Genomic DNA, 21,327 nt, shown 5'->3' with positions numbered 1-21,327 from the left:
TTAAGCCCGATTAAAATTAATCGGGCTTTTTTGTATCAATCAATCGGATTTTAATGAAATTGAATGACTTGGTTGCTATAGATTTAAGTTTTTTAAATCAGCAATCAACGCTTCTAATAAAGCATTGAAGTTCTTAAATACTAGGATGATTTAAGCTGTTGTGGTTTTAAACTCGATAAAATTGCAGGTAATGCAATTAAATAAATCATCGCGACAACCAACCATATAGCGCCAGTCCATTGTGTTTGGAAATGAAAGTAAAGTGTAGAGAATAACAATGGGGCAATAATCGAGGCCATACTAATGGTTGAGGCGATAACACCTTGAAACTGTCCTTGCTGTGCAGCTGGGATTTTTTGTGAAACAACAGCTTGTAGTGCAGGAGTGCCGATACTTCCTAAGGCTAAGATTGGCATGATTGCAAAAATGATCCAAGCGTGTTGGGTAAAAGCCATGATGATTAATGCCATACATATACATGCCAGACCGATCAGCACGGTATTTCTTTCACCAAAATATCGGACGGCATGTTGCGGTATAAATGACTGAACCAGTACTTGGCATAAACCAAAAGTGCCTAAAGAAAGACCAACCCAAAATGTATTCCATTTAAAGGTATCGTGTCCCCAAAGTGCCCAGCAGACACCATAAGCTTCACCGCAGGCGCTAAACAGAAAAAATATCAGCAAAATCGGCAATATACCTTTTTGAGCAAGGATAAAACCAAAACTTTTCAAGGGATTTATTTTTAAACTCGAACTTTGCGAAATTGAAACTTGAAGGGGAACTGGGAGTGGATTGTTACTTCGGGATTCAGGGAGTAGCCAGAATGCGATAAGCAAGTTAACGCTTGTTAAAATTGCCGCAACAAAAAAAGGCAGTCGTAACCAATATCCGCCCAATAATCCACCGAGTACAGGACCGAGAATAAATCCAATACCAAACATGGCGCTCATTAAACCAAAATATTTTGCTCGATTTTCTTCTGACGTGGTATCAACGATATAGGCTGAAGCAACAGGCATATTGGCACTACTTATTCCAGCAATGATCCGTCCAATGAAAAGCAAGATAAGAGAGGGTGAGCAAGCAAGAAACAAATAGTTGATTGCAGAACCGGCAAGTGAAATCAGCAGAACAGGTCTTCGACCGATACGGTCACTCAAAGCACCTAAGATCGGGGAGAAAATAAATTGCATAAGCGCATATAGGCTTAGGAAAACCCCCATTAACATGGCAACGTTATGCTGATGGCCCAGGTCTTTCAGTAGGGAGGGAAGCAGGGGGAATACGATGCCAATGCCAATTGCATCTAAGACAATCGTTGAAAAAATAATATATAAAGGTCGGTTCATACGCGTCCTATCGAAAATTCAGGCACAGAAAACTGTGGAAACCTGTTAACGATGCTTGGAAGATTCAAGCCCTATGGAACGCTGACCAATGCGAAGAATTGGATATGTGTCGACGAGATGGATGCATGCTTTTAAAAAAACAAGCTGAGGATAGGTCGATTTTTCGCGATTTTTATCGTAACAATACATACAAAAATAAGCGATTATTTTTGCACTGGTCAAATATTATCATGCTTGATCCAGTAAAAACAAGATCGTTTTAATTTTGCTTATGCTGATGTGATCTATAAGCTTTTTAGATATTCAATAAAAAAGGAGTCAATCATGACTCCTTTTTAGTATTGGAAAATTAACGTAAATTTGGCGTGATTTTTTGAAGAATTTGTACCAACACATCAAATTCACTTTGTAGTGGTGTACTTTTACGTGTAACTAAAGCCAAAGTGCGTGATGGTGCATTCTCAATAGGTTTAACCACAATCTGATCATTGTTTTTCAGCATATGTGCATGAATTGCAATCTCAGGAAGCAGTGTATAGCCTAAGTTTGAACTGACCATTTCCACTAAAGTTGGCAATGAGCTTGCTTTTAAACGGTGATCATTTTTACGCTCACCGATTGGGCAAACACTTAAGGTATGATCACGTAGGCAATGACCTTCTTCAAGGAGCATAAGATGAGAAAGATCTAAATCATCTAAGCTTCTTGCATTCATCGCATTTTGATCTGCTTTATTGCAGACTAAGAATAAATCTTCTTTCGCAATTTCAGCAACTTTCAAACCACGTGTGTCGAATGGTAAAGCCAGCATGATCACATCTAGATTGCCATGCTCAAGTTTTTCAACAATTTTTTCACTTTGTGCTTCATGCAGATGCAACTGAATTTTTGGAAGTTGTTTATGCACTTCTTCCAAAAGCTGCGACAAAATGAAAGGGGCGATGGTTGGAATAATCCCTAAATGCAAATCACCAGTTAACGGTTCACTCATTTCTCGACTTAACCGCATCAAGTCCTGAGCATCGGCGAGTAGAACACGGGCTCGGGCAACAACTTGCTCACCTAGAGGAGTTAAACGTACGTTTTGGCGATCACGTTCTACGAGTACGCCACCCAATAAACGTTCTAACTCCATGATTCCACCAGATAAAGTAGATTGAGTTACAAACGAACGGCGCGCTGCTTCAGTGAAGTGCAGCGTCTCAGACAATGTCACTAAATATGACAACTGTCTTAGGGATGGTAATGCAGCCATAGTGTCCTAATGCTTATGATTTAAAATGATGTGCAAATAACCCGCTAAGTTGAGGAACAAAATGCGGTGGGATATCATGCCCCATTCCCTCAATTAATTCAAATTTAGCGCCTGAAATTGCTTTAGCAACAGCCTTACCATGACTTGGAGGTAGTAACCGATCTTTAGAGCCATGTAACACTAAAGTTGGCTTTTTGATCTGCTTATCCAATTTAAGTAAGGAACCTGTACATAATATTGCTAAAAACTGTTGAAGTACACCCGCTGGATGATAACTACGACGATATAATTTACGTGCAGTTTGAATTGCTTCAACTTGGTTGATATAACCAGGTGAACCAATCATATGAAAAACCTTTAAGGAATGATTCACAATTCCTTCTTCATCACGCGATTCAGGTTTACCAATAAGACTAAAGAGTTGTTTTGGAAATGGTGGTGGTAGCAAAGGTTGATTATTACTGGTAAAGAGTAAACCGACTTTATCAATTTTCTCAGGATATTTTGCTGCTAAAATTTGAGAAATCATACCACCCATTGAAGCACCCAAAATATGTGGTTTTTCAATGCCTAAACGATCAATCAATAATGCAACATCATCCGCCATATCAAATAAGTTATAAGGCGCGCCGTCATTTGGTAAGCCCAAAGCAAAGCGACCCATCAGCTTATAAGAGTTTAAACGTGGACCTTGGTGGCGAATTTTTGAAGATAAGCCAATATCACGATTATCAAAGCGAATCACATGAAAGCCTTGATCAATCAGTGATTTACAAAAAAAATCAGGCCAAAATAACATTTGCGCACCCAAACCCATAATCAACAGAATGGTCGGGTGTTGTGGATTCCCTCCAGTTTCAACATGAAGTTGAATACCATTACCTAAATCGACTTTGGTTTCATTCATGAACGAGGCATAAGGTGAAACTTGAAATTGAAGTGCGCTATTCATTGTTATTTTCCTAAGCAAGGATATTCTTTGATTAAAAAATATCCTTGCTATTAAAACCTTAAACCGATGCAGGAATCAAGTCTGGAACCAGTTTTGTTAATGTTAAACGCTGTTTTCCAGCAGTTGCACCTAACAATACAAAACCACGTAAGATACCTTCAGCATCTGTTGCTTTAGATAACATCCCATCTTCAAACTCTTCATTCTCCCATGTAACATCTACATCAATTGGAGCAGGAAGTACAGTCAAAGGTGCAGCTGGGGTTTTCACCGCGACTGGCATTGCAGGGTAGTGTACAGTGGTGGTTTGTCCACTCAAGGTTTTGGCCAATGCACGCGCTTGTTGCATGATTGGCATGACAAATGGCAAGAGTGTACCATTCACTTCGGCACAGTCACCGATGGCAAAAATATCTGCTTGACTGGTTTCGAGCAAGGTATTGGTAATCACACCACGACTGGTGTTGATTTCTGTAGCTTTAGCCAAGGCAATATTAGGTTGTAAGCCAATCGCAGAAAGCACAACATCCGCGAGCAAGGACTGACCACTGGCCAATGAAACGATATAACCACGCTCAGATTTAGAAACTTTTTCTACAGTGGTGCCCAAGGCAAATTTGATTCCTGATTGTTCAAGATTGTCTTTAAACGCTTGTGCAACATGATTAGGCAGTAAACGCCCTAACGGCTGTGGTGCTAAGTCGATCACCGTAACCTGATGCCCAGTATTTTGTAAGTCATTGGCAAATTCACAACCAATTAAGCCTGCACCTAAAATCACCACACGCTTGTTACCACATTCACCCGTGCTGCAATTGTCTAAAGTTTCACGGAATGTACGATAGTCAATTAGTGAGTTAACCACATGAATATCATCACTCCCATCCCCAGCAATCGCTAATCGAATCGGATTTGCGCCCACGGCAAGAATAAGTTTTGAGTAGCCTTGAGTTGAAGATTGTCCATCTTTTTCAAGGGTTAATTCATGTTTCTCTGCATCAATACTTTTAACCCATGTCTCTTTTTCAATCCGCATGTTCAGTTGGGTACTCATCTTTTCAGCATCGCCTAAACCAATTTGTTCAGGTGCTTTTTTCCCAACCAATGCATTAGATAGGGTAGGTTTTGCATAATTCACCGCATCATCTGCGCAAATCATCACCAATTCCTGTTCGGTGTTTAACTTACGAAATTCTCTTGCAAGGGTATAACCCGCCATGCCAGAACCTATGATGATGATCGGTTGCATATCTTTCTCCATACCTGTTTCAAATTTAGAGGTGAATTGAATAATTTTGTATTGTTGAAAATAAATGTAAAAAAGACCATGTAAACATGGTCTTTACGCAATATCTTAGATTTCTACCATTTCAAAGTCTGCTTTAGAAACACCGCAGTCTGGGCATGTCCAGTCATCAGGAATGTCTTCCCACTTGGTACCTGCTGCGATGCCATCTTGTGGCCAACCTTCTGCTTCGTCATAAATCCAACCACAAACGATGCATTGATATTTCTTCATCTGATTCTCCGATATCTGACAGATGCATTGTTTTTTCTGTCAGTAAAATTCCTTCTGCTGCTTGACTCAAATAATATGCAAATAAAATGTGTACATATTCCTCTAAATTCTTACGCAGTTCTGTATCTAAAGTAAAGTAAATATCGGAGTTTATCTAACTAATCTTAAAGCTGAATGGCAGCTCAGGACAAAAGCGATGTTTATTATGCCAACTTTGTCAGACAATTTTAATTACAACACTGTCATCACAAGGGATGAGCACTGATATAAAAGTTTAAAAATATTTGAATTTAGACAAAGGTCTAGATGAATATTTTAGCCAAAAATATTAAGCTAGAATTAGCTTGTTCTATAGCCATTATTTTGTGTGAAAATGGACTTAATAAATTCAACAACTTAGCGTGACTTTAATGTTGAATAGGTAGCGGGCTGCTGTCAATTTTGGCTAATAAACGTTAAAATTCACGTATTATTTATCTTTTTTAAATCTCCCTCCCATGATGAACATGTCTACTGCTTTGTGGTCAAGTATTCGTACTGTCCAAAACTTCCCAAAACCAGGTATTTGTTTTTATGATTTAACCCCATTGTTTATGAACAATCTTGTGGCGTTAACCGATGCCTTGATTGCAAGTATTCCTGTAGAGCAATTGGATGCCGTGGATAGTTTTGTTGCAGTTGAAGCACGAGGTTTCGTTTTAGCCAGCTTATTGGCACAACGTACGGGCAAAGGCTTATTGTTGGTTCGTAAAGCAGGTAAGTTGCCACCTCCAGTGGTTGGTGTGGGCTATAGCTTAGAATATGGTTTAGATCGCTTGGAAATGTCAGCGGATATCGCAGCACAAAAAGTGATTATTGTAGATGATGTATTGGCTACAGGTGGTACTTTAAAAGCTGTCAATCAATTGATGCATAAATGCCAACATACGGTATTGGGTGCAAGTATTTTTCTTGATCTGCCTGATTTACATCAAGATCTTGGTTTAAAGATTTGGTCAGTGCTCGATGAGCATTCCAAGCCAGTTGAAAAAGCGGTTGCTTAAAGGCAATAACAGGTTAAGTTTTCGGGCTACCTGCTTGTGATTAAATACTTAAATCATTTGTTTGTCTGTCTTGTCGTGAAAAAAGCCTTGTAAATACAAGGCTTTTTTAGTTAGAGAGCAGCGAACTGTACTTTGAAGATTTTATTTCAAGCAATAAAGGTTTGTTCCATATATTCAATTAAATGATTTAGGTTTTCAGGTTGGACTAAACGATGGTGTCCACCTTCAACAGCTTCAATCTGCATATATGACTCTAATTGCTCAAGCACTTTATACATATCTAAAACCTCATCACCCAGTTCCAGATAAGCAATTTGTGGAATGTCATGGTCTAAATCATGTTCATCAATCGCTGCATAGTCTTCACGGAAATCTGGATTTAAGCTTGGATTGGCAAGGATTGCAGGAATTCGATGTTGCTGTGACATTTTTAATGCCCAATACCCACCTAAACTATGACCTACCAGTAAATCGGGTTTAATCTTTTCGATAATATCGTGATAAAAACACTCAACCGTTTTGTAGTTAAGGTTACGATAATCCACGTTAATACAATATTTTTTTTCAGCATTTATGGCATGGAATTTTGTCGATTCTTTAGATGAATCTAGTCCATGTAAAAATAAGATTTTAGAATGAATACTCTTCATTGTTATCGTTTTCATATGGTCTTTCTTTATTGAGCAAAGGTAGAAATTGAACAAAGCTAGAAAAAGTTATCAATGGATTTAAAATTTTCCATTTAACTATTTTTATATTCAAATATTCTACTTAGCTGCACTTTTTTAAAAACTTAGATTTTGGTCTAAGAGTGTTGTGTAACAGATCAATATGCTTGTTATTTATTGTTTAACATATTGAATGTTTAGGTTTAAATTTTTAGGGTGATGGATTTTTATTAACAAAAATTAATCATTCTGGGTTTTTATTGTACTAAGCTATAGATTGGATCAATAAAATAAGAGAAAGAAATGATGACTTTAAGCTATGACATTGTCATTCAAGCGAATGCACAAACAGTATGGAATATCCTGTGGGATACCCATACTTATTCCAAATGGACCCAACCGTTTTCGGAAACTTCGCGAATGCAGTCTGACTGGAAAATTGGCGGAGAAACTTTATTTCAGGATGCCAGTGGTAATGGTATGGTCGCCACCATTGTAGAGTTGGAGCAGTTTAAAAAAGTGGTATTTAAACATTTGGGTGTTTTGAAAAATGGTGTTTTAGATTCAACAAGTGAAGATGTTCAAAGTTGGAGTGGCTCTTTAGAAAAATATTTCTTAAATGAACAGGGTGCAACAACCACATTATCTGCTGAAATAGAAACCTCTGAGGAATATAAGGACATGATGGATCGTGCTTTCCAGCAAGGGTTTGCCATAGTCAAATCATTGGCTGAACAAAACCATTAAGAAACTTAGCACTTTCATTATTGTTTAATGGCATTGAATAATCAGGGGTTGTTCAATAGAAAATGATTTTGCCACACCATTTTCATTACGTGGTTGGAAGCGAATTTTTTCTAGTAAAGGTTGCAGTATCGACTTCATTTGTTCGTGAATTAAAGGGCTGTAACGGATATTTAGGATTTGCCCTTGTGCATCTACCAAAAATTTTGCTGAGAGCGAGATATTACCTTGTTGATCAAATTTAATTTTATTCTGAGATGGTGTCTTACTTTGATCACAAAAGGGTTCTAAAGCACTTTGTACTTGTGAAAAGTTGGGTTTTATGGCGTATTGGATGCGGGCTGGAAATTTAATAAACAGAATGTATTTCCCATAATAATATTTTATTTTTGCGATGTTTTGTTCATCAACATTGAGGGTTTTATTTTTAAAATCATTACTGACTTGTGGTAATTGATCCAGAGTAAGTTTTTTTGCCAGTTCTAAAGCCCTTAAATTGAGTGCTTTTTGAGTGGGGTGTGGATTCATTAATTTGACTTGGCTTTGTAGACTGATTCGATTTGGAACGATTTCTAATTGCCAAATATAATCTTGATTATTGAGATTGGTGCTTTCAATTTTTATAGGAAGATCTTTTTGAGTATTGCTCATAACAACGATTTGCTCGGCATCAACCACAGTTGAAAACCACAAAACATTGAAAAGAATGATACTTTGGGCGAATCCTTGCCAGTATTTATTCATGATTTTTAATTTTTACATGGTTGGTAGAGTTATATTCATACGCATTATGTTGTAAATCTGCTATGCTATGCAACTTCCGTTTTTTAATATAATCGAGGCAGAGATGACGCAACATAACGCTCAATCGACTTCTGAACAACACATTTCCGAAAACGATTTAATTGCACAGCGTCATGCCAAGTTAAAGCAAATTCAAGATCACGCCAAGGAAACCGGTGTTAGCCCATGGCCAAACACATTTAAGCGTGAGCATTATGCGCAAGATCTACAAGAACAATTTGCAGATCAATCTAAAGAACAAATTGAAGCAGGCGAGCAAGTTCACGTATCTGTAGCGGGTCGTGTGATGTTGAACCGTGGTTCATTCATCGTGATTCAAGACATGACCGGCCGTATTCAATTGTATGTGCCACGTAAAGAGCTTGCACCTGAAGTTCTAGAAACGGTGAAAAGTCTAGATCTTGGCGATATTATTGCTGTTCAAGGTTATATCGGTCGTTCTGGCAAAGGTGATTTATATGTTCATATTGAACATTTTGAATTATTGACGAAATCGCTTCGTCCACTTCCAGACAAGTTCCATGGTTTGAATGACACAGAAGTAAAATACCGTAAACGTTATTTAGACTTAATTGTGAATGAAGAAACACGTAAAACTTTTGAAATTCGTGCAAAAGTTGTGTCAGGTATTCGCAACTATCTCATCAATGAACGTTTTATGGAAGTTGAAACTCCGATGATGCATGTGATTCCAGGTGGTGCGTCAGCGCGTCCATTTGAAACACACCATAATGCATTAGATATGCCATTATTCTTGCGTATTGCACCTGAGCTTTACTTAAAACGTTTGGTTGTTGGTGGTTTTGAGCGTGTATTTGAAATTAACCGTAACTTCCGTAACGAAGGTGTTTCAACGCGTCATAACCCAGAATTCACCATGATTGAATTCTATCAAGCTTATGCTGATTACAAAGATCTCATGGCTTTGACAGAGGGTATGCTTGAAAAATTAGCAATCGACATCTTGGGTTCAACAGATGTTCCTTATGGTGAAGAAGTGTATAGCTTCAAAGGTCCATTTAAGAAAATCTCGATGTTTGATGCGATTCTTGAGCATAACCCAAATTTCACTGCTGAAAATGTTTCGGATCGTGAATTCTTGGCAACATTTATTCGTGAAGAGTTAAAAGAGCAAGTTAAACCAGGTTTTGGTTTAGGTCGACTACAAACCATCGTATTTGAAGAAACTGTTGAAACTCAATTACGTCAGCCGACATTCATTACTGAATATCCTGCGGAAACTTCGCCGTTAGCACGCCGAAATGATGATAATCCACATATCACTGACCGTTTCGAATTCTTTATCGGTGGTCGTGAGTTGGCAAATGGTTTCTCGGAATTAAATGATCCAATTGACCAAGCTGAACGCTTCCAAGCGCAAGTTGCTGAAAAAGATGCGGGCGATGATGAAGCAATGCATTTCGATGCTGACTTTATTGAAGCATTGGAATACGGTTTACCTCCTACAGCAGGTGAAGGTATTGGTATCGATCGTTTGGTGATGTTATTTGCCAATGCAGCAAGTATCCGTGATGTGATCTTATTCCCACATATGCGTCATAAAAATTAATTTATGATGTTATAAAAGATGTTGTAAAAAAAGCCACTGAATTCAGTGGCTTTTTTTGCTTAGACAATCAGCACATTTTAGAAATGAAATACGCCTAAACCATTTTTGATTTCATCTAAAGTATCTTGAGTGATGATACGGCATTTTTCCGTACCAGTTTTTAAGATATCCATGATGTAATCTGGATCTTTGGCAAGTTCCATACGACGTTCACGGATTGGTGTAATCAACTCTTTTAACACACCTTCAAGACGTTTTTTCACAGTACCATCGCCTAAACCACCACGACGATAATGTGCTTTAAGTTCTTCAACTTCTTCTTTATTTGGATCAAAAGCATCTAAATAAGTAAAGACAATATTTCCTTCAACCTGACCTGGATCTTCAATACGCAGATGGTTTGGATCGGTATACATTGCATTGACTGCTTTTTTGATGTCTTTATCTGTTGCATCTAACACGATGGTATTGCCCAATGATTTCGACATTTTGGCTTTACCATCAAAGCCAGGTAAACGGCTCATATTGGATAAAAGCGCTTTACACTCAGGTAAAACCTCTTGTCCAATTTGACGGTTTAAACGACGAACAATTTCATTGGTCTGTTCGATCATTGGAATTTGGTCTTCACCAACTGGCACGACAGTGGCTTTAAATGCAGTAATATCGGCAGCTTGTGCAACAGGGTAGCAAAGAAAACCTGCTGGAATATCACGCTCAAAACCCCGTAATTGAATTTCAGCTTTGATGGTTGGGTTACGTTCTAAACGTGAAACCGTCACAAAGTTTAAATACAACATGGTGAGTTCATTCAACGCGGGTAAGCAAGATTGAACACAGATTGTGGTTTTTGTTGGGTCAATGCCGACTGCTAAATAGTCTGTTGCTACTTCAAGAATATTACGACGAACTTTTTCAAAGTTATCCGCATTATCTGTTAAAGCTTGAGCATCTGCGAGAAGGAGGTGTTGATGATGAGAATCTTGTAAGCCTACTCGTGAGCGCAAAGAACCTACAAAATGTCCCAAATGTAGTTGTCCAGTAGGACGGTCGCCTGTCAAAATCACAGGACGATTATCTTGATTCGTCATTATCGCTTCCAAAGTCTTTGTATAGACAGTCGTGTTTTATGAATGGGCACTATTGTACGAGATAATTTATTTTAATGTCAGCGAAAAATGGTGTAGAACCAATTTTTATCAATAAATGTGAAAATCTACAAAATTTTATATAGAAAAATGAATTTTCACTTTAAAATGACAGGATAACTAAAATTTTGGATAAAAAATGGCAAGTAGTCTATTAATATTATTAGATGATATCGCAGCGGTGCTCGATGATGTTGCAGTCATGAGTAAAATGGCGGCTAAAAAAACTGCGGGTGTTTTAGGTGATGATTTAGCACTGAACGCACAACAAGTGAGTGGTGTAAGAGCAGAGCGTGAGCTTCCTGTGGTATGGGGTGTCGCGAAAGGCTCCTTTATCAATAAATTAATTTTAGTGCCTTTGGCTTTGCTGATCAGTGTGGTTGCACCGTGGTTGATTAATCCATTGTTAATGATTGGTGGTTTGTTTCTTTGCTATGAAGGCGTTGAAAAAGTTCTACATAGTTTGCAGCATAAAAAAGCCAAAACAGGTGAGGCTGCACAAGAAGAATTACAACAAATCGAAACTGATTTAGCCACATTTGAAAAAGATAAAATTAAAGGTGCGATACGCACAGACTTTATTCTTTCTGCTGAAATTGTGGTGATTTCTTTAGGCACTGTTGCGACGGCAGCATTTGGTACCAAAGTGATGGTGCTATCTGTCATCGCAATTTTAATGACGGTCGGTGTTTATGGCTTTGTCGCTATGATTGTAAAGATTGATGATTTAGGTTTGTACTTAACTCAACAAGCATCAAATGTTAAACAAAGCATTGGCCGTGGTTTACTGGTATTTGCACCAAAGTTAATGAAAACCTTAACGATTGTCGGAACCATCGCAATGTTCCTTGTTGGTGGGGGGATCATCACCCATGCTGTATCAACTTTGCATCATTGGTCAGAAGAAGCCGTTGATCATATTCAACATATTCCAACTGTTGGTAGTGTTATTGGTGCATTAACACCAACGTTAATCAATTTACTGATTGGTATCGTTGCAGGTTTAGCCGTGGTATTGGTTGTTGGACTTATTCAAAAAGTTCGTGGTCAATCCACAACAGCCTAAATGCAAAGCACATCCTAAACGATAGCCAATTTAAAATAAAAAGGACCGATCTATGCGTTGGAAAGGACGTAGAGAAAGTGATAATGTCGAAGATCGCCGTGGCGGTGGGGGCGTAAAAGCAGGTGGGATTAGTATCCTGGGCTTAATCGTCGCTTTTGTTGCATGGAAATTCTTTGGTGTTGACCCACAGCAAGCCTATCAAGCGACCAAACAGGTAACTTCGGCTGGAGCAAGTCAAAATTCTGCACCCACCAATTTAACCCCTGAACAGCAGGAAACGGCATCTTTTGTTAAAACTGTTTTGGCAGATACCGAAGATACTTGGAAACCGATTTTCCAACAACAAGGTGTACAGTACGTTTCACCTAAACTGGTAATGTTTAGTGGTGCGATACAATCAGGCTGTGGTACGGCTCAATCTGCGATGGGGCCATTTTATTGCCCAGCAGATCAAAAAGTGTATATCGATACCCAGTTCTTTAAAGATATGCGCCAACAGATGGGCATCTCAGGGGAAAAAAATCAATCCGAGCTTTCAGCTAAAGATGAAGCGGGTGATTTTGCACAAGCCTATGTAATTGCGCATGAAGTTGGGCACCATGTCCAAAACTTATTGGGAATATCGTCTCAGGTTCAACAAGCACGACAGCGTGCCAGTGAAACTCAGGGCAATCAACTTTCAGTACGTTTAGAATTACAAGCGGATTGTTTGGCTGGGGTTTGGGCCAATCGTACACAACAACGCACGCAGTTCTTAGAACAGGGTGATATTGAAGAGGCGATGGATGCTGCTGAAAAAATTGGTGATGACTACTTGCAGAAAAAAGCACGTGGTTATGCGGTACCAGACAGCTTTACGCATGGCACCAGTCAGCAACGTATGCAATGGTTTAACATCGGTATGAACTCTGGTGATATCAATGCGTGTGATACCTTTAAATAGATAGCTAGGGATTGTTGGGTTAAAGAAGAGAACATCATGTTCTCTTTTTTTCTCAATCAATTTTTTTTTAAGCGCTTTTTATGTTAAAAAATATAACCAGTAATCATCATATTTCAGTTTTTTTTGTACAATTATCTAGATTGTTAAATGGTCTCTTATTTTATATTTTATAAAAAAATGATTGAGTGTTTGATGTGCATTTAAATTAAAAATCTAAAACAGGTTTCGGATGGGTAACTATTTCTTTCTTCAGGTCTTTACAGTCATTTTTGCGCTTTCTATCGCGACTACAATTTTTAATAAGCGAATATTAGGTTTCCCTCAAGCCATTGGTGTTCCCATCGTTTCAGCAATTTTTGTCTTTATTTTGCAATGGGGTGCCAGCTTACTCAATGGCAATCAATTTATCTCGATTAATATTCATAATATTGAAGAAGCTGTACGGCATGTCGATTTTTATGATTTTTTAGTCAATGGTGTCATTTGCTTCATTTTGACTTCTTCAGCACTTAAATTTAAGGTTTCAGATTTAAAAGTTTATTGGAAGCCGATCAGTATCTTGGCAACAATTGCCTTACTGCTCTGTGCTGTATTTTTTGCAGGATTGGTGTTTGGTTTCCAATTCTTGATTGGCAATCCCGTTCCAATTTTAGTTTTGTTGTTACTGGGTTCTGCCTTAGGTGCGACAGACCCGATTGGGATCAAAGGTGTGCTTAGTTCAGTACGTGCGCCGCATCATCTGATTGTTAAGTTGGAAGGTGAGTCCTTATTTAATGACGCAATGTGTATCGCAGTTTTCATGACTTTATTAAATGTCCTTGAAGGAGAGCATTTTAGTTTAGCTGCAACACTACAAACTTTCTTATATGAAATTGTGGTTGCGGTGATTATTGGTTGGGCTTTTGGTCTGGGAATCTTGCGTTTATTACGTGGTAAACATGAGATGGAGTCTTTGATTCTTACCACTGCATTATTGGCATGTGGTTCTTATCTGGTTGCATTATTTGCCCATGCATCCGCTCCGATTGCCTGTGTGATCGGTGGTTTAATTGTCGGTAATAAATGGAAAGAAATTTTACAGGATCGTGAAATTCGTGAGGTCAATCATTTTTGGCATACAGTAGAAGGGATTATTAACTCTTTTCTCTTTACCTTGATTGGTCTAGAAATCTTTATTTTAGATTTAAGCACAAGTCTGATTCTTGGTGGTATTTTTGCTTTCTTTGCCTTGCATCTCTCTCGTTTTGCCGCAAATTATTTAGCTTTTGCATTTTTCCCATCGTTTCGCAAAAAAAGCTATAACGGTAGTCTGGCTATTCTTTCTTGGGGAGGGGTTCGTGGAGGGATTTCACTTGCATTGATTCTTGCTGTGGCAAACGTCCCTGAGTTACGTGACTACAGTAGTATTCTAATTGGTTATACCTTTATCAGCGTATTACTTTCAGGGGTCGTCTGTGGTTTGGGTTTACCTGCAGTCATGAATGCCTTTTATTACAATCCAAATGAAGAAACCCAAGGTTTCAAAGGTTGGTATCAGCGCATGTGCAATAAGATGAACCGTAAAGGCATCAAATATATTGTGGGTGAAGATAACGAAGGGCATGAAACCATCACCATTTATAACCCAGAAGCGTTGGTTGACAAGAAAGCAGCAGATGGTGTGGCCTCTGTACATCATCCTGAAAAAGCGCAGGAAATGAAGCGATTGGAAAATCCTGGTAACTTCTAAATGCAGTGCATTCAGTCAAATGAATAGTTAAGGTATAAAATTAAGAAGCTAAAACTTCAATATTCTTAAACGTTTGTCGCAATAAAAAAGCCAGTAACAATACTGGCTTTTTTATTGGAGCTGTTATTTTGCGTTTTTGCCTAAGAAATCGAGGTAAGGTTTCACCAAAAGTTGCTCTTGTTCTAAAATCGGTAAATGCCCGACTCCCTTTAGAATGATTGGCTCTTGTGCATTTTTCAATAAGCCTTTGAGTTCAGCCGCAGCTTCAACATTGATAATTTGGTCTTTATCTCCCCATGCAATCAATACCGGCTGGTCAATCGAACGTGCTGCAATGGCAAAAGAATCTGGGGTAAATAATTTAGACATCACAATCAGTTGCTCAACCAATTTGGTGGTGTTTGCCGATTGGCTGATCATCAATTTCTCTTGAGCATCTTTTAATTCTTTAGGAATGAAAGGCGGTAGACTGGTTGCAATTTTCATTAAACGATCAAAATCACCAGGTTTGCTGACAATCATATTACGTAAAGTTGTCGGATCTTTTAAATAAGGAGTATTGGCAGATTTAAATACACCTGCACTATCAATTAAAAATAAAGATTTGGTATCAACAGGGTATTGTGCTGCGTAAAGTAAGGAAATCGAGCCACCCATCGAGTGACCAGCGACATTTAAGCCATTGTCTACTTTAATGGCTTCAGCAAAACGGCGTAACTTTTCAGTGAGATTGGGCAATGAATAATCAAAATCGTTAGGGACTTTACTGTCACCTTGACCAGGAAGATCAGGAATAATCACATGGTAATAAGGCGTTAAGTAACGTGCCACACGATTCCAGTTGTCACGACTTCCAGCTAGGCCATGAACGAGCATAATGGTAGGTTTGCCAGCTGGTCCGCCTTCACTATAAGCCCAATCAATATCACCGACTTTTACACGTTTGGTTTCCATGCCCGCCCATGCACGTTCTTGTTGAAGCACACTTTGAATGTCAATCGCTGGAGCAGCAGAGCTTGTGGTCGATAAGCCTATTGTTACCACAGAACCCATTGCCAATGCCGTCGATAAAATCAGTTTGTTGAAGATTCCTTTCATCTTTGAATACTCTTGTTGTTGTATTTGAGGTACGATTTAAGATTAGATTATGTACAGTCAAATTACATTTGCCTAAAATGTTTAAAGCCTATTTTCAAAGTCAATTTAACGCTGTTTGCCAAGATGATTATGAATATTATTTTTTATTACTTGATTGATCTAAAAAATGTCAAATCATGAACTCGCTCAGATGATTTTAAATGTCATCATACAAATTCCCCAAGGTAAAGTTGCCAGTTATGGTCAAGTTGCCAAATATGCAGGCTTACCCAAACATGCACGGTTGGTTGGGCGTGTATTAGGACAGTTACCTGAAGATCATGATATCCCTTGGTATCGCGTGGTTAATTCACAAGGGCGAATCAGCTTAAAAAAGCTGGATGAAAAGGGAATGTGTATTCAGACTGCAAAGTTATTGGCTGAGGATGTTGTGGTTATTGATGGCAAAATAAATCTAAAAAAATATCAATGGTCACCTTAGTTCCTCACTATAAAGATAGTGAGGAATGTTTAAAACAAACGGTGAAAATTATTTAATTACTAAAACAGGGATTTGTAATTCAGTTAATAAGCTTTGCGCTACGCTACCCATAATAATTTTTTTCAGTCCGGTACGACCATGTGAACTGAGGATGACCAAATCAATTTTTAAATCCTGCACAGCTTGATTTAAGGTATGTGCAATATTTTCACCTTCGAGTAAACGTGTTTCAACTTGCACACCTTCTGCGGCAAATTGATCTTTTGCCACATTGATATTGGATTGAATAAATTCACGAGCACGCTCAATCAGCATATTGCTTTGACCATGCGCCAAATATTCTGATGCAATATAAGGGTCTAAAGTCATCACCTGTACAACCGTGATTTTACTGTTAAATGCTTTGGCAAATTCAACCGCATGTTTCACAACAGATAATGAAGTTTCTGAACCATCAACAGGAACGAGGATATTTTGATAAGCCATGTCTATTTTCCTTATTTTACCGAAAAGCTGAGTTGAATATTTATTACAATTCTAAGTCTATAAAGTCATCATAACGTGAATATGAGATGAATAAAACCGAGTAAATGTGTAGGGATAATTCATATAAATATCATAAATTTAATTAAAAGCATTGGCATCAAGTTACATCGTTTTTTTGCTTGCAAATGCAGCTGAATAAAAAGATAAATCAATCAATAAAATAAAGATCGAGATGCAATCAAGCATGATCAAAATAAAGCTTTAAATTGTTTAAACAAAAGCCATACACAATTGAGAAAATAAAGAGGCTGAATGAAACAATTGGCAAATTGTAAATCCAGTTCTTCCTTTAAAATGTTTTAAATATACATACTGAAAATAATAGGACATTACAATTTAAACCATGGATTAAAAGGAAAAGACAATGGAATATCAAACAATTATAGTCGAAGAAAAAAATGCAGTTGGATATTTGAGCTTAAATCGGCCTGAACAATTCAATAGCTTTACACCGCAAATGTGCCTTGAAATTGTAGAGGTCTTAACACAATGGAAAGATGATACCGAAATCCGCATTATTGTGATTGCTGCGATTGGAAAAGCATTTTGCGCAGGTCAGGCGATAAACCCAGATTTATTTGATGGCGGTGCTATAGACTTGGGTTTGGTCTTGGAAAAAAACTTTAATCCCTTATTAGCGCTCATCAATACACTACCAAAAGTGATCATCTGTGCTGTAAATGGCGTTGCAGCTGGTGCGGGAGCGAGCTTAGTATTGTTATGTGATATCGTGATTGCAGCAAGGTCTGCAAGCTTTTCACAAATCTTTAGTAAAATTGGCTTAATTCCAGACTGTGGTGCAACTTGGTTATTGCCGCGTATGATCGGCTTTGCCAAGGCCAAAGCATTGATGCTGACTGCCGAAAAAATCAGTGCAGATGAAGCTGAACGATTGGGAATGATTTATAAAGTGGTAGAAGATGATCAGTTACAGATTGAGGTTGTTCGCTTAGCTGAGCATTTGGCAAGCCAAGCCAGTCTGAGTTTTGCCTTGATTAAACAAGCGATGCGGGTCAGCATGCAAAATGATTTTACCAGCCAAGTTAAAGTTGAGCAGGATTTGCAAAGACAGGCAGGGCAGTCAGCAGATTTTTTAGAAGGTGTTCGCGCTTTTTTAATGAAAGATAAGCCAAATTTTAAAGGACGATAAATAACGATGTTTATCCATAAGATGCAATCGATCAAGACATTAAAATGGATGATGTACGCTGGACTCTTGTTTTTCTCACAGCAGGCAATTGCGGATCAAATCAAAGCAATTCCATGGGTTAAAATGAATACTGAAACAGCTCAAGTCACGCACATTTGCCAAGCATTAAAAATAAGCTGTACTAACAATGCAGAAGTCTGGAAAAAGAAAACCATTAAAGATAATCACTTATATTTAATAGACAAAACACCTCAATTAATTGAATTCGTAAAAGAAAATAATCAGTATGTCATGCTGAATTCTTGGAATTTCAAGCATTATCAACACCATAGTAAAAGTCCTATGGATGAAGTGTTAAGTAGTGATGGTATTCGTATTTATCCAGCATTTTATCCTTTAAATCGTCAAAAGTTCGCCATTGCTGTGGTAAAGCGCTGGAGCGTGAGTTATTCAGGCGGTGGGCGATTGGAAGAGATTGCAGACTTTGTCATGTTAGAGCCGAATGGTGTATATAAACTGGCTCTGGCTGATACACCTTTTCATTCTTATGAGCGGATTCGAGCGTGTTTTTCTCAAGAGGAATATGAAAACTCAACAGATTGCCATGATGAAAGTAGTTCAAATTTATCTATTGAGTTTAAGAACATTGGGAAAACGTATTATCAATGGATATTGAATTATAACGATTTAAGTTGGGAAGCGTTTTAACCTGAAACATCAAAGCTAGTAGAAAAGTCTCATAATAATGTAATGCTATTTGCGCGAGAATAGTATGCTCGAGGTTATTAGAATAAGAAATAAAAATTACACATAACATAATTTGATTATGTATTGCATAAATTTAAGCTTTCTTGTAGGATAAATTTAGAGTTAAGCGTCAGTGTAAATGCAGCTTAAGGTTAGCGCTTTACATGGACTAAATTATGGAAAGGAAGAGTTCAAATCAGGATATTTTGTTGATTGACCTAAATACCTGTGATCTTTTCTCGGCATTAAAAAACGGATGAATTTATTCAAATAAGGGAAACTAGATGGATATTTTAGATAACCCATTAGAACTATGTGGCTTTGCATTTATTGAGTTTGTTTCGACGGAAAATGGATTAGATCAAATCTTTGAAGCAATTGGTTTTGCTAAAGTCGCAAAGCATAAATCAAAAAAAGTTTATTTATGGCGTCAGGGTAATATCAATATTATCTTGAATTATCAACCTGAATCTTATGCATCATTCTTTTTTAAAGAACATGGCCCATCAGCATGTGCAATGGGGTTTAGAACACGTGATGCAGCCAAAGCTTTTAAAAATGCAATTGAACTTGGCGCAGAGCCAATGTATTCGCAAGCAGGACCAATGGAATTAAATATCCCAGCGATTAAAGGGATAGGCGGTATGCCAATTTTCTTGGTCGATCGTGATATTTATGAAAATGATTTTGTATTCTTTGATGACGAAAATCGAAATCCACGTGGTGCTGGTTTAAATGAAATTGATCATTTAACCCATAATGTCTATAAAGGGCGCATGGATTATTGGGCTAATTTCTATGAAAAAATCTTTAACTTCCAAGAAATTCGCTATTTCGATATCAAAGGTGAATATACGGGTTTAACTTCTAAGGCGCTGACTGCACCTGATGGGATGATTCGTATTCCTTTGAATGAAGACTCAGACAAAGGCAATGGGCAAATCGCCGAGTTTTTGACTGACTTTAATGGTGAAGGCATTCAACATATTGCTTTTATTACCGATGACTTAATTTCAACATGGGATAAGTTAAAAGGTTTAGGGCTGAAATTTATGACGGCACCTCCTGAAACTTATTATGAAATGTTAAAAGATCGTTTACCTGATCATGGTGAACCGACAGAAGAGCTGCAAAAGCGCGGTATTCTGTTAGATGGCAATACCAAAGACGGTCAGAAAAAACTGTTATTACAGATTTTCTCTGAAAATATGCTTGGACCTGTATTCTTTGAATTTATCCAACGTAAAGACGACGATGGTTTTGGTGAGGGCAACTTTAAGGCATTGTTTGAATCAATTGAACGTGACCAAATCCGCCGTGGTGTATTAGAAGCCAAATAACAAAATCGTACTCAATAGAAAAAAGCCAAGAATTAAATTCTTGGCTTTTTACGATCTTTCACTAAAAAATTAACGTGTTTGTATGTATTGATTCATCGCAGCAACTTCACGTTTAAATAGTTCAAGTTTTTCACTACCCGCGTTGACTGGTAAAAACATTTCACTGTCTAATGCAACAATACAAAATTCCATTGCAAGATGCGCATTGAAAATAGGTAAACCTACAGCATTAATACCAACAAGTAAGTCACCTTGGGCAATTGCCATACCTTGCTGTAAAGTATTTTCTTTTAAAACAAGAAATTCGTCCCAGTTGGTGGGTTTGACCTGACTATGGTTCAGTGTTGCTTTTTCCCATTCGGCGTGCATCAATGGTTTGGTTAGTGCTTCGGGTAAATAGGAGGCAAAAACCCGCCCAGCAGCTGAATTGACTAAAGGCATGATCGAACCGACTTTGGTCACAATTGAAATCGGATGATTTGATTCAATCGACTGTACAACTAATGGGCCTTTAGGTGACCATTTGCTGATTTGAATCCCGCAACCAATTTTACTTTGTAGTTCATAAATAAGATGCTGAACAAGCTGTAAAACATCGGTGTGTTGGATACAGTTTAAACCTAAACGCCAAGCTTGATCACCAAGCGCATACTGACCATCTTCAAGTTGTTTTGCATAATTCATCCGAATTAGACTGACAAGATAACGGTGTACCTTGGCTGGATGCATATCAAGTTTACTCGACAGCTCTTTTAAAATAATCGGCTTATTATGTTCCAAAAGGGCATTGAGAACGGCTAAGCCCACCTCAAGTGATTGAACCCCACCAGACAACTTTTCTTCAATCATTGAATAACCCTTAATCTGCATACGATCTAGCAGTGTTGATGTGCTGTCGATATTTGATTTACATATTTAACACATAGTGCCTGAGCATTGTACAAAATAGAACTTATCTTTTTAAATGAAATCTCAACAGAGCCTCAGTGAATGTTATCAGCATACAATTGTTTTTGTAGTGCTGCATATGATTTATTAAACAACAGTACATCATCAAAAGGTCTAGACCATTAAAGTTGAGCCGATAAAAATCGGTATTGGAGTCACAACGCTTCAATACCGATGAGTTCTAGCATTGTCCCACAGCAATATTTTAAATACTGATTGCT

The 21,327-nt window shown here is 37.9% G+C and carries 21 protein-coding genes; 10 read left to right on the top strand and 11 right to left on the bottom strand.

Annotation, left to right across the window (positions count from 1 at the left end):
• Window positions 1–140 precede the first annotated feature (140 nt).
• The 5 genes from AC07U8_RS15570 to rubA form a co-directional block, all read right to left on the bottom strand.
• Window positions 141–1,355, bottom strand: coding sequence for a TCR/Tet family MFS transporter (locus tag AC07U8_RS15570; RefSeq protein ID WP_494738236.1), 1,215 nt, complete (start codon window positions 1,353–1,355; stop codon window positions 141–143).
• Window positions 1,356–1,704: 349 nt separating this feature from the next.
• Window positions 1,705–2,610, bottom strand: coding sequence for a LysR family transcriptional regulator OxyR (gene oxyR / locus AC07U8_RS15565; RefSeq protein WP_004717396.1), 906 nt, complete (start codon window positions 2,608–2,610; stop codon window positions 1,705–1,707).
• Between the two features lie 13 nt (window positions 2,611–2,623).
• The gene (gene estB / locus AC07U8_RS15560; RefSeq protein WP_004823254.1) at window positions 2,624–3,562 is read right to left on the bottom strand and encodes an esterase EstB; all 939 of its coding nucleotides are present in this window, start codon (window positions 3,560–3,562) and stop codon (window positions 2,624–2,626) included.
• A 58-nt stretch (window positions 3,563–3,620) separates the two neighbouring features.
• Window positions 3,621–4,811 carry an NAD(P)/FAD-dependent oxidoreductase gene (locus AC07U8_RS15555; RefSeq protein WP_494738235.1) on the bottom strand — a complete coding sequence of 397 codons (1,191 nt, stop codon included), beginning with the start codon at window positions 4,809–4,811 and terminating at the stop codon, window positions 3,621–3,623.
• Window positions 4,812–4,916: 105 nt separating this feature from the next.
• Window positions 4,917–5,081, bottom strand: a complete 165-nt coding sequence (rubA, locus tag AC07U8_RS15550; protein WP_004678010.1) for a rubredoxin RubA — start codon at window positions 5,079–5,081, stop codon at window positions 4,917–4,919.
• Between the two features lie 497 nt (window positions 5,082–5,578).
• On the opposite strand from rubA, the gene AC07U8_RS15545 reads away from it, so the two are divergent.
• A complete protein-coding gene (locus AC07U8_RS15545) occupies window positions 5,579–6,124 on the top strand; it encodes an adenine phosphoribosyltransferase (RefSeq protein WP_004823251.1) in 546 nt (181 codons plus the stop codon).
• Window positions 6,125–6,270: 146 nt separating this feature from the next.
• On the opposite strand, the gene AC07U8_RS15540 is transcribed toward AC07U8_RS15545, so the two are convergent.
• The gene (locus AC07U8_RS15540) at window positions 6,271–6,774 is read right to left on the bottom strand and encodes a YqiA/YcfP family alpha/beta fold hydrolase (RefSeq protein WP_004717385.1); all 504 of its coding nucleotides are present in this window, start codon (window positions 6,772–6,774) and stop codon (window positions 6,271–6,273) included.
• A gap of 321 nt (window positions 6,775–7,095) precedes the next feature.
• Here AC07U8_RS15540 and AC07U8_RS15535 point away from each other — a divergent pair, with 321 nt between their 5' ends.
• Window positions 7,096–7,539: an SRPBCC family protein gene (locus tag AC07U8_RS15535; protein ID WP_151802007.1), complete on the top strand. Its 444-nt coding sequence runs from the start codon at window positions 7,096–7,098 to the stop codon at window positions 7,537–7,539.
• Window positions 7,540–7,563: 24 nt separating this feature from the next.
• Here the strand turns inward: AC07U8_RS15535 and AC07U8_RS15530 are convergent, their stop codons facing one another.
• On the bottom strand, window positions 7,564–8,280 hold the full coding sequence (locus AC07U8_RS15530; RefSeq protein ID WP_494738234.1) for a hypothetical protein: 717 nt from the start codon (window positions 8,278–8,280) through the stop codon (window positions 7,564–7,566).
• Window positions 8,281–8,383: 103 nt separating this feature from the next.
• On the opposite strand from AC07U8_RS15530, the gene lysS reads away from it, so the two are divergent.
• Window positions 8,384–9,910: a lysine--tRNA ligase gene (gene lysS, locus AC07U8_RS15525; protein WP_004717379.1), complete on the top strand. Its 1,527-nt coding sequence runs from the start codon at window positions 8,384–8,386 to the stop codon at window positions 9,908–9,910.
• A gap of 77 nt (window positions 9,911–9,987) precedes the next feature.
• Here the strand turns inward: lysS and trpS are convergent, their stop codons facing one another.
• A complete protein-coding gene (gene trpS, locus AC07U8_RS15520) occupies window positions 9,988–11,001 on the bottom strand; it encodes a tryptophan--tRNA ligase (protein ID WP_004717376.1) in 1,014 nt (337 codons plus the stop codon).
• Window positions 11,002–11,197: 196 nt separating this feature from the next.
• Between trpS and AC07U8_RS15515 the strand changes: the two genes are divergently transcribed.
• From AC07U8_RS15515 to AC07U8_RS15505, 3 genes are all read left to right on the top strand, one after another.
• A complete protein-coding gene (locus AC07U8_RS15515) occupies window positions 11,198–12,124 on the top strand; it encodes a DUF808 domain-containing protein (protein WP_034610816.1) in 927 nt (308 codons plus the stop codon).
• A 52-nt stretch (window positions 12,125–12,176) separates the two neighbouring features.
• Window positions 12,177–13,067 (top strand): KPN_02809 family neutral zinc metallopeptidase, encoded by an 891-nt coding sequence (gene ypfJ, locus AC07U8_RS15510; protein WP_004823246.1) that lies wholly within the window; start codon window positions 12,177–12,179, stop codon window positions 13,065–13,067.
• A gap of 229 nt (window positions 13,068–13,296) precedes the next feature.
• Window positions 13,297–14,796 carry a cation:proton antiporter gene (locus tag AC07U8_RS15505; RefSeq protein WP_004717371.1) on the top strand — a complete coding sequence of 500 codons (1,500 nt, stop codon included), beginning with the start codon at window positions 13,297–13,299 and terminating at the stop codon, window positions 14,794–14,796.
• Between the two features lie 123 nt (window positions 14,797–14,919).
• Here AC07U8_RS15505 and AC07U8_RS15500 read toward each other — a convergent pair whose 3' ends face one another.
• A complete protein-coding gene (locus AC07U8_RS15500) occupies window positions 14,920–15,894 on the bottom strand; it encodes an alpha/beta fold hydrolase (protein ID WP_270383798.1) in 975 nt (324 codons plus the stop codon).
• Window positions 15,895–16,060: 166 nt separating this feature from the next.
• Here AC07U8_RS15500 and AC07U8_RS15495 point away from each other — a divergent pair, with 166 nt between their 5' ends.
• The gene (locus tag AC07U8_RS15495) at window positions 16,061–16,375 is read left to right on the top strand and encodes an MGMT family protein (RefSeq protein WP_262086626.1); all 315 of its coding nucleotides are present in this window, start codon (window positions 16,061–16,063) and stop codon (window positions 16,373–16,375) included.
• A gap of 48 nt (window positions 16,376–16,423) precedes the next feature.
• On the opposite strand, the gene AC07U8_RS15490 is transcribed toward AC07U8_RS15495, so the two are convergent.
• The gene (locus AC07U8_RS15490) at window positions 16,424–16,861 is read right to left on the bottom strand and encodes a universal stress protein (protein WP_004717364.1); all 438 of its coding nucleotides are present in this window, start codon (window positions 16,859–16,861) and stop codon (window positions 16,424–16,426) included.
• 424 nt (window positions 16,862–17,285) lie between these two features.
• Between AC07U8_RS15490 and AC07U8_RS15485 the strand changes: the two genes are divergently transcribed.
• The 3 genes from AC07U8_RS15485 to hppD all read left to right on the top strand — a co-directional run bounded on the left by AC07U8_RS15485 (window position 17,286) and on the right by hppD (window position 20,158).
• A complete protein-coding gene (locus AC07U8_RS15485; RefSeq protein WP_034610826.1) occupies window positions 17,286–18,071 on the top strand; it encodes an enoyl-CoA hydratase-related protein in 786 nt (261 codons plus the stop codon).
• Window positions 18,072–18,077: 6 nt separating this feature from the next.
• Complete coding sequence (locus AC07U8_RS15480; protein WP_004823240.1) at window positions 18,078–18,779, top strand: hypothetical protein; 702 nt, start codon at window positions 18,078–18,080, stop codon at window positions 18,777–18,779.
• Between the two features lie 323 nt (window positions 18,780–19,102).
• Window positions 19,103–20,158, top strand: coding sequence for a 4-hydroxyphenylpyruvate dioxygenase (gene hppD, locus AC07U8_RS15475; protein WP_034610828.1), 1,056 nt, complete (start codon window positions 19,103–19,105; stop codon window positions 20,156–20,158).
• A 69-nt stretch (window positions 20,159–20,227) separates the two neighbouring features.
• On the opposite strand, the gene AC07U8_RS15470 is transcribed toward hppD, so the two are convergent.
• Window positions 20,228–21,007 (bottom strand): IclR family transcriptional regulator, encoded by a 780-nt coding sequence (locus tag AC07U8_RS15470; protein WP_034610833.1) that lies wholly within the window; start codon window positions 21,005–21,007, stop codon window positions 20,228–20,230.
• Window positions 21,008–21,327 lie beyond the last annotated feature (320 nt).

The sequence above is a fragment of the Acinetobacter sp. GW821-FHT01E09 genome (assembly GCF_059422385.1).
Note: the sequence above shows the minus strand (reverse complement) of the source record. Positions and strands in the feature narration are given on the sequence as shown.

Bases quoted from the DNA above. Each gene is read 5' to 3' on its own strand.
- rubA (WP_004678010.1), bottom strand. From the start codon at position 5,081: ATGAAGAAATATCAATGCATCGTTTGTGGTTGGATTTATGACGAAGCA.
- AC07U8_RS15540 (WP_004717385.1), bottom strand. From the start codon at position 6,774: ATGAAGAGTATTCATTCTAAAATCTTATTTTTACATGGACTAGATTCA.
- AC07U8_RS15570 (WP_494738236.1), bottom strand. From the start codon at position 1,355: ATGAACCGACCTTTATATATTATTTTTTCAACGATTGTCTTAGATGCA.
- AC07U8_RS15485 (WP_034610826.1), top strand. From the start codon at position 17,286: ATGGAATATCAAACAATTATAGTCGAAGAAAAAAATGCAGTTGGATAT.
- lysS (WP_004717379.1), top strand. From the start codon at position 8,384: ATGACGCAACATAACGCTCAATCGACTTCTGAACAACACATTTCCGAA.
- AC07U8_RS15470 (WP_034610833.1), bottom strand. From the start codon at position 21,007: ATGATTGAAGAAAAGTTGTCTGGTGGGGTTCAATCACTTGAGGTGGGC.
- AC07U8_RS15500 (WP_270383798.1), bottom strand. From the start codon at position 15,894: ATGAAAGGAATCTTCAACAAACTGATTTTATCGACGGCATTGGCAATG.
- ypfJ (WP_004823246.1), top strand. From the start codon at position 12,177: ATGCGTTGGAAAGGACGTAGAGAAAGTGATAATGTCGAAGATCGCCGT.
- AC07U8_RS15505 (WP_004717371.1), top strand. From the start codon at position 13,297: ATGGGTAACTATTTCTTTCTTCAGGTCTTTACAGTCATTTTTGCGCTT.
- oxyR (WP_004717396.1), bottom strand. From the start codon at position 2,610: ATGGCTGCATTACCATCCCTAAGACAGTTGTCATATTTAGTGACATTG.
- hppD (WP_034610828.1), top strand. From the start codon at position 19,103: ATGGATATTTTAGATAACCCATTAGAACTATGTGGCTTTGCATTTATT.
- AC07U8_RS15555 (WP_494738235.1), bottom strand. From the start codon at position 4,811: ATGCAACCGATCATCATCATAGGTTCTGGCATGGCGGGTTATACCCTT.
- AC07U8_RS15490 (WP_004717364.1), bottom strand. From the start codon at position 16,861: ATGGCTTATCAAAATATCCTCGTTCCTGTTGATGGTTCAGAAACTTCA.
- AC07U8_RS15535 (WP_151802007.1), top strand. From the start codon at position 7,096: ATGATGACTTTAAGCTATGACATTGTCATTCAAGCGAATGCACAAACA.
- AC07U8_RS15530 (WP_494738234.1), bottom strand. From the start codon at position 8,280: ATGAATAAATACTGGCAAGGATTCGCCCAAAGTATCATTCTTTTCAAT.
- AC07U8_RS15545 (WP_004823251.1), top strand. From the start codon at position 5,579: ATGATGAACATGTCTACTGCTTTGTGGTCAAGTATTCGTACTGTCCAA.
- estB (WP_004823254.1), bottom strand. From the start codon at position 3,562: ATGAATAGCGCACTTCAATTTCAAGTTTCACCTTATGCCTCGTTCATG.
- trpS (WP_004717376.1), bottom strand. From the start codon at position 11,001: ATGACGAATCAAGATAATCGTCCTGTGATTTTGACAGGCGACCGTCCT.
- AC07U8_RS15480 (WP_004823240.1), top strand. From the start codon at position 18,078: ATGTTTATCCATAAGATGCAATCGATCAAGACATTAAAATGGATGATG.
- AC07U8_RS15515 (WP_034610816.1), top strand. From the start codon at position 11,198: ATGGCAAGTAGTCTATTAATATTATTAGATGATATCGCAGCGGTGCTC.
- AC07U8_RS15495 (WP_262086626.1), top strand. From the start codon at position 16,061: ATGTCAAATCATGAACTCGCTCAGATGATTTTAAATGTCATCATACAA.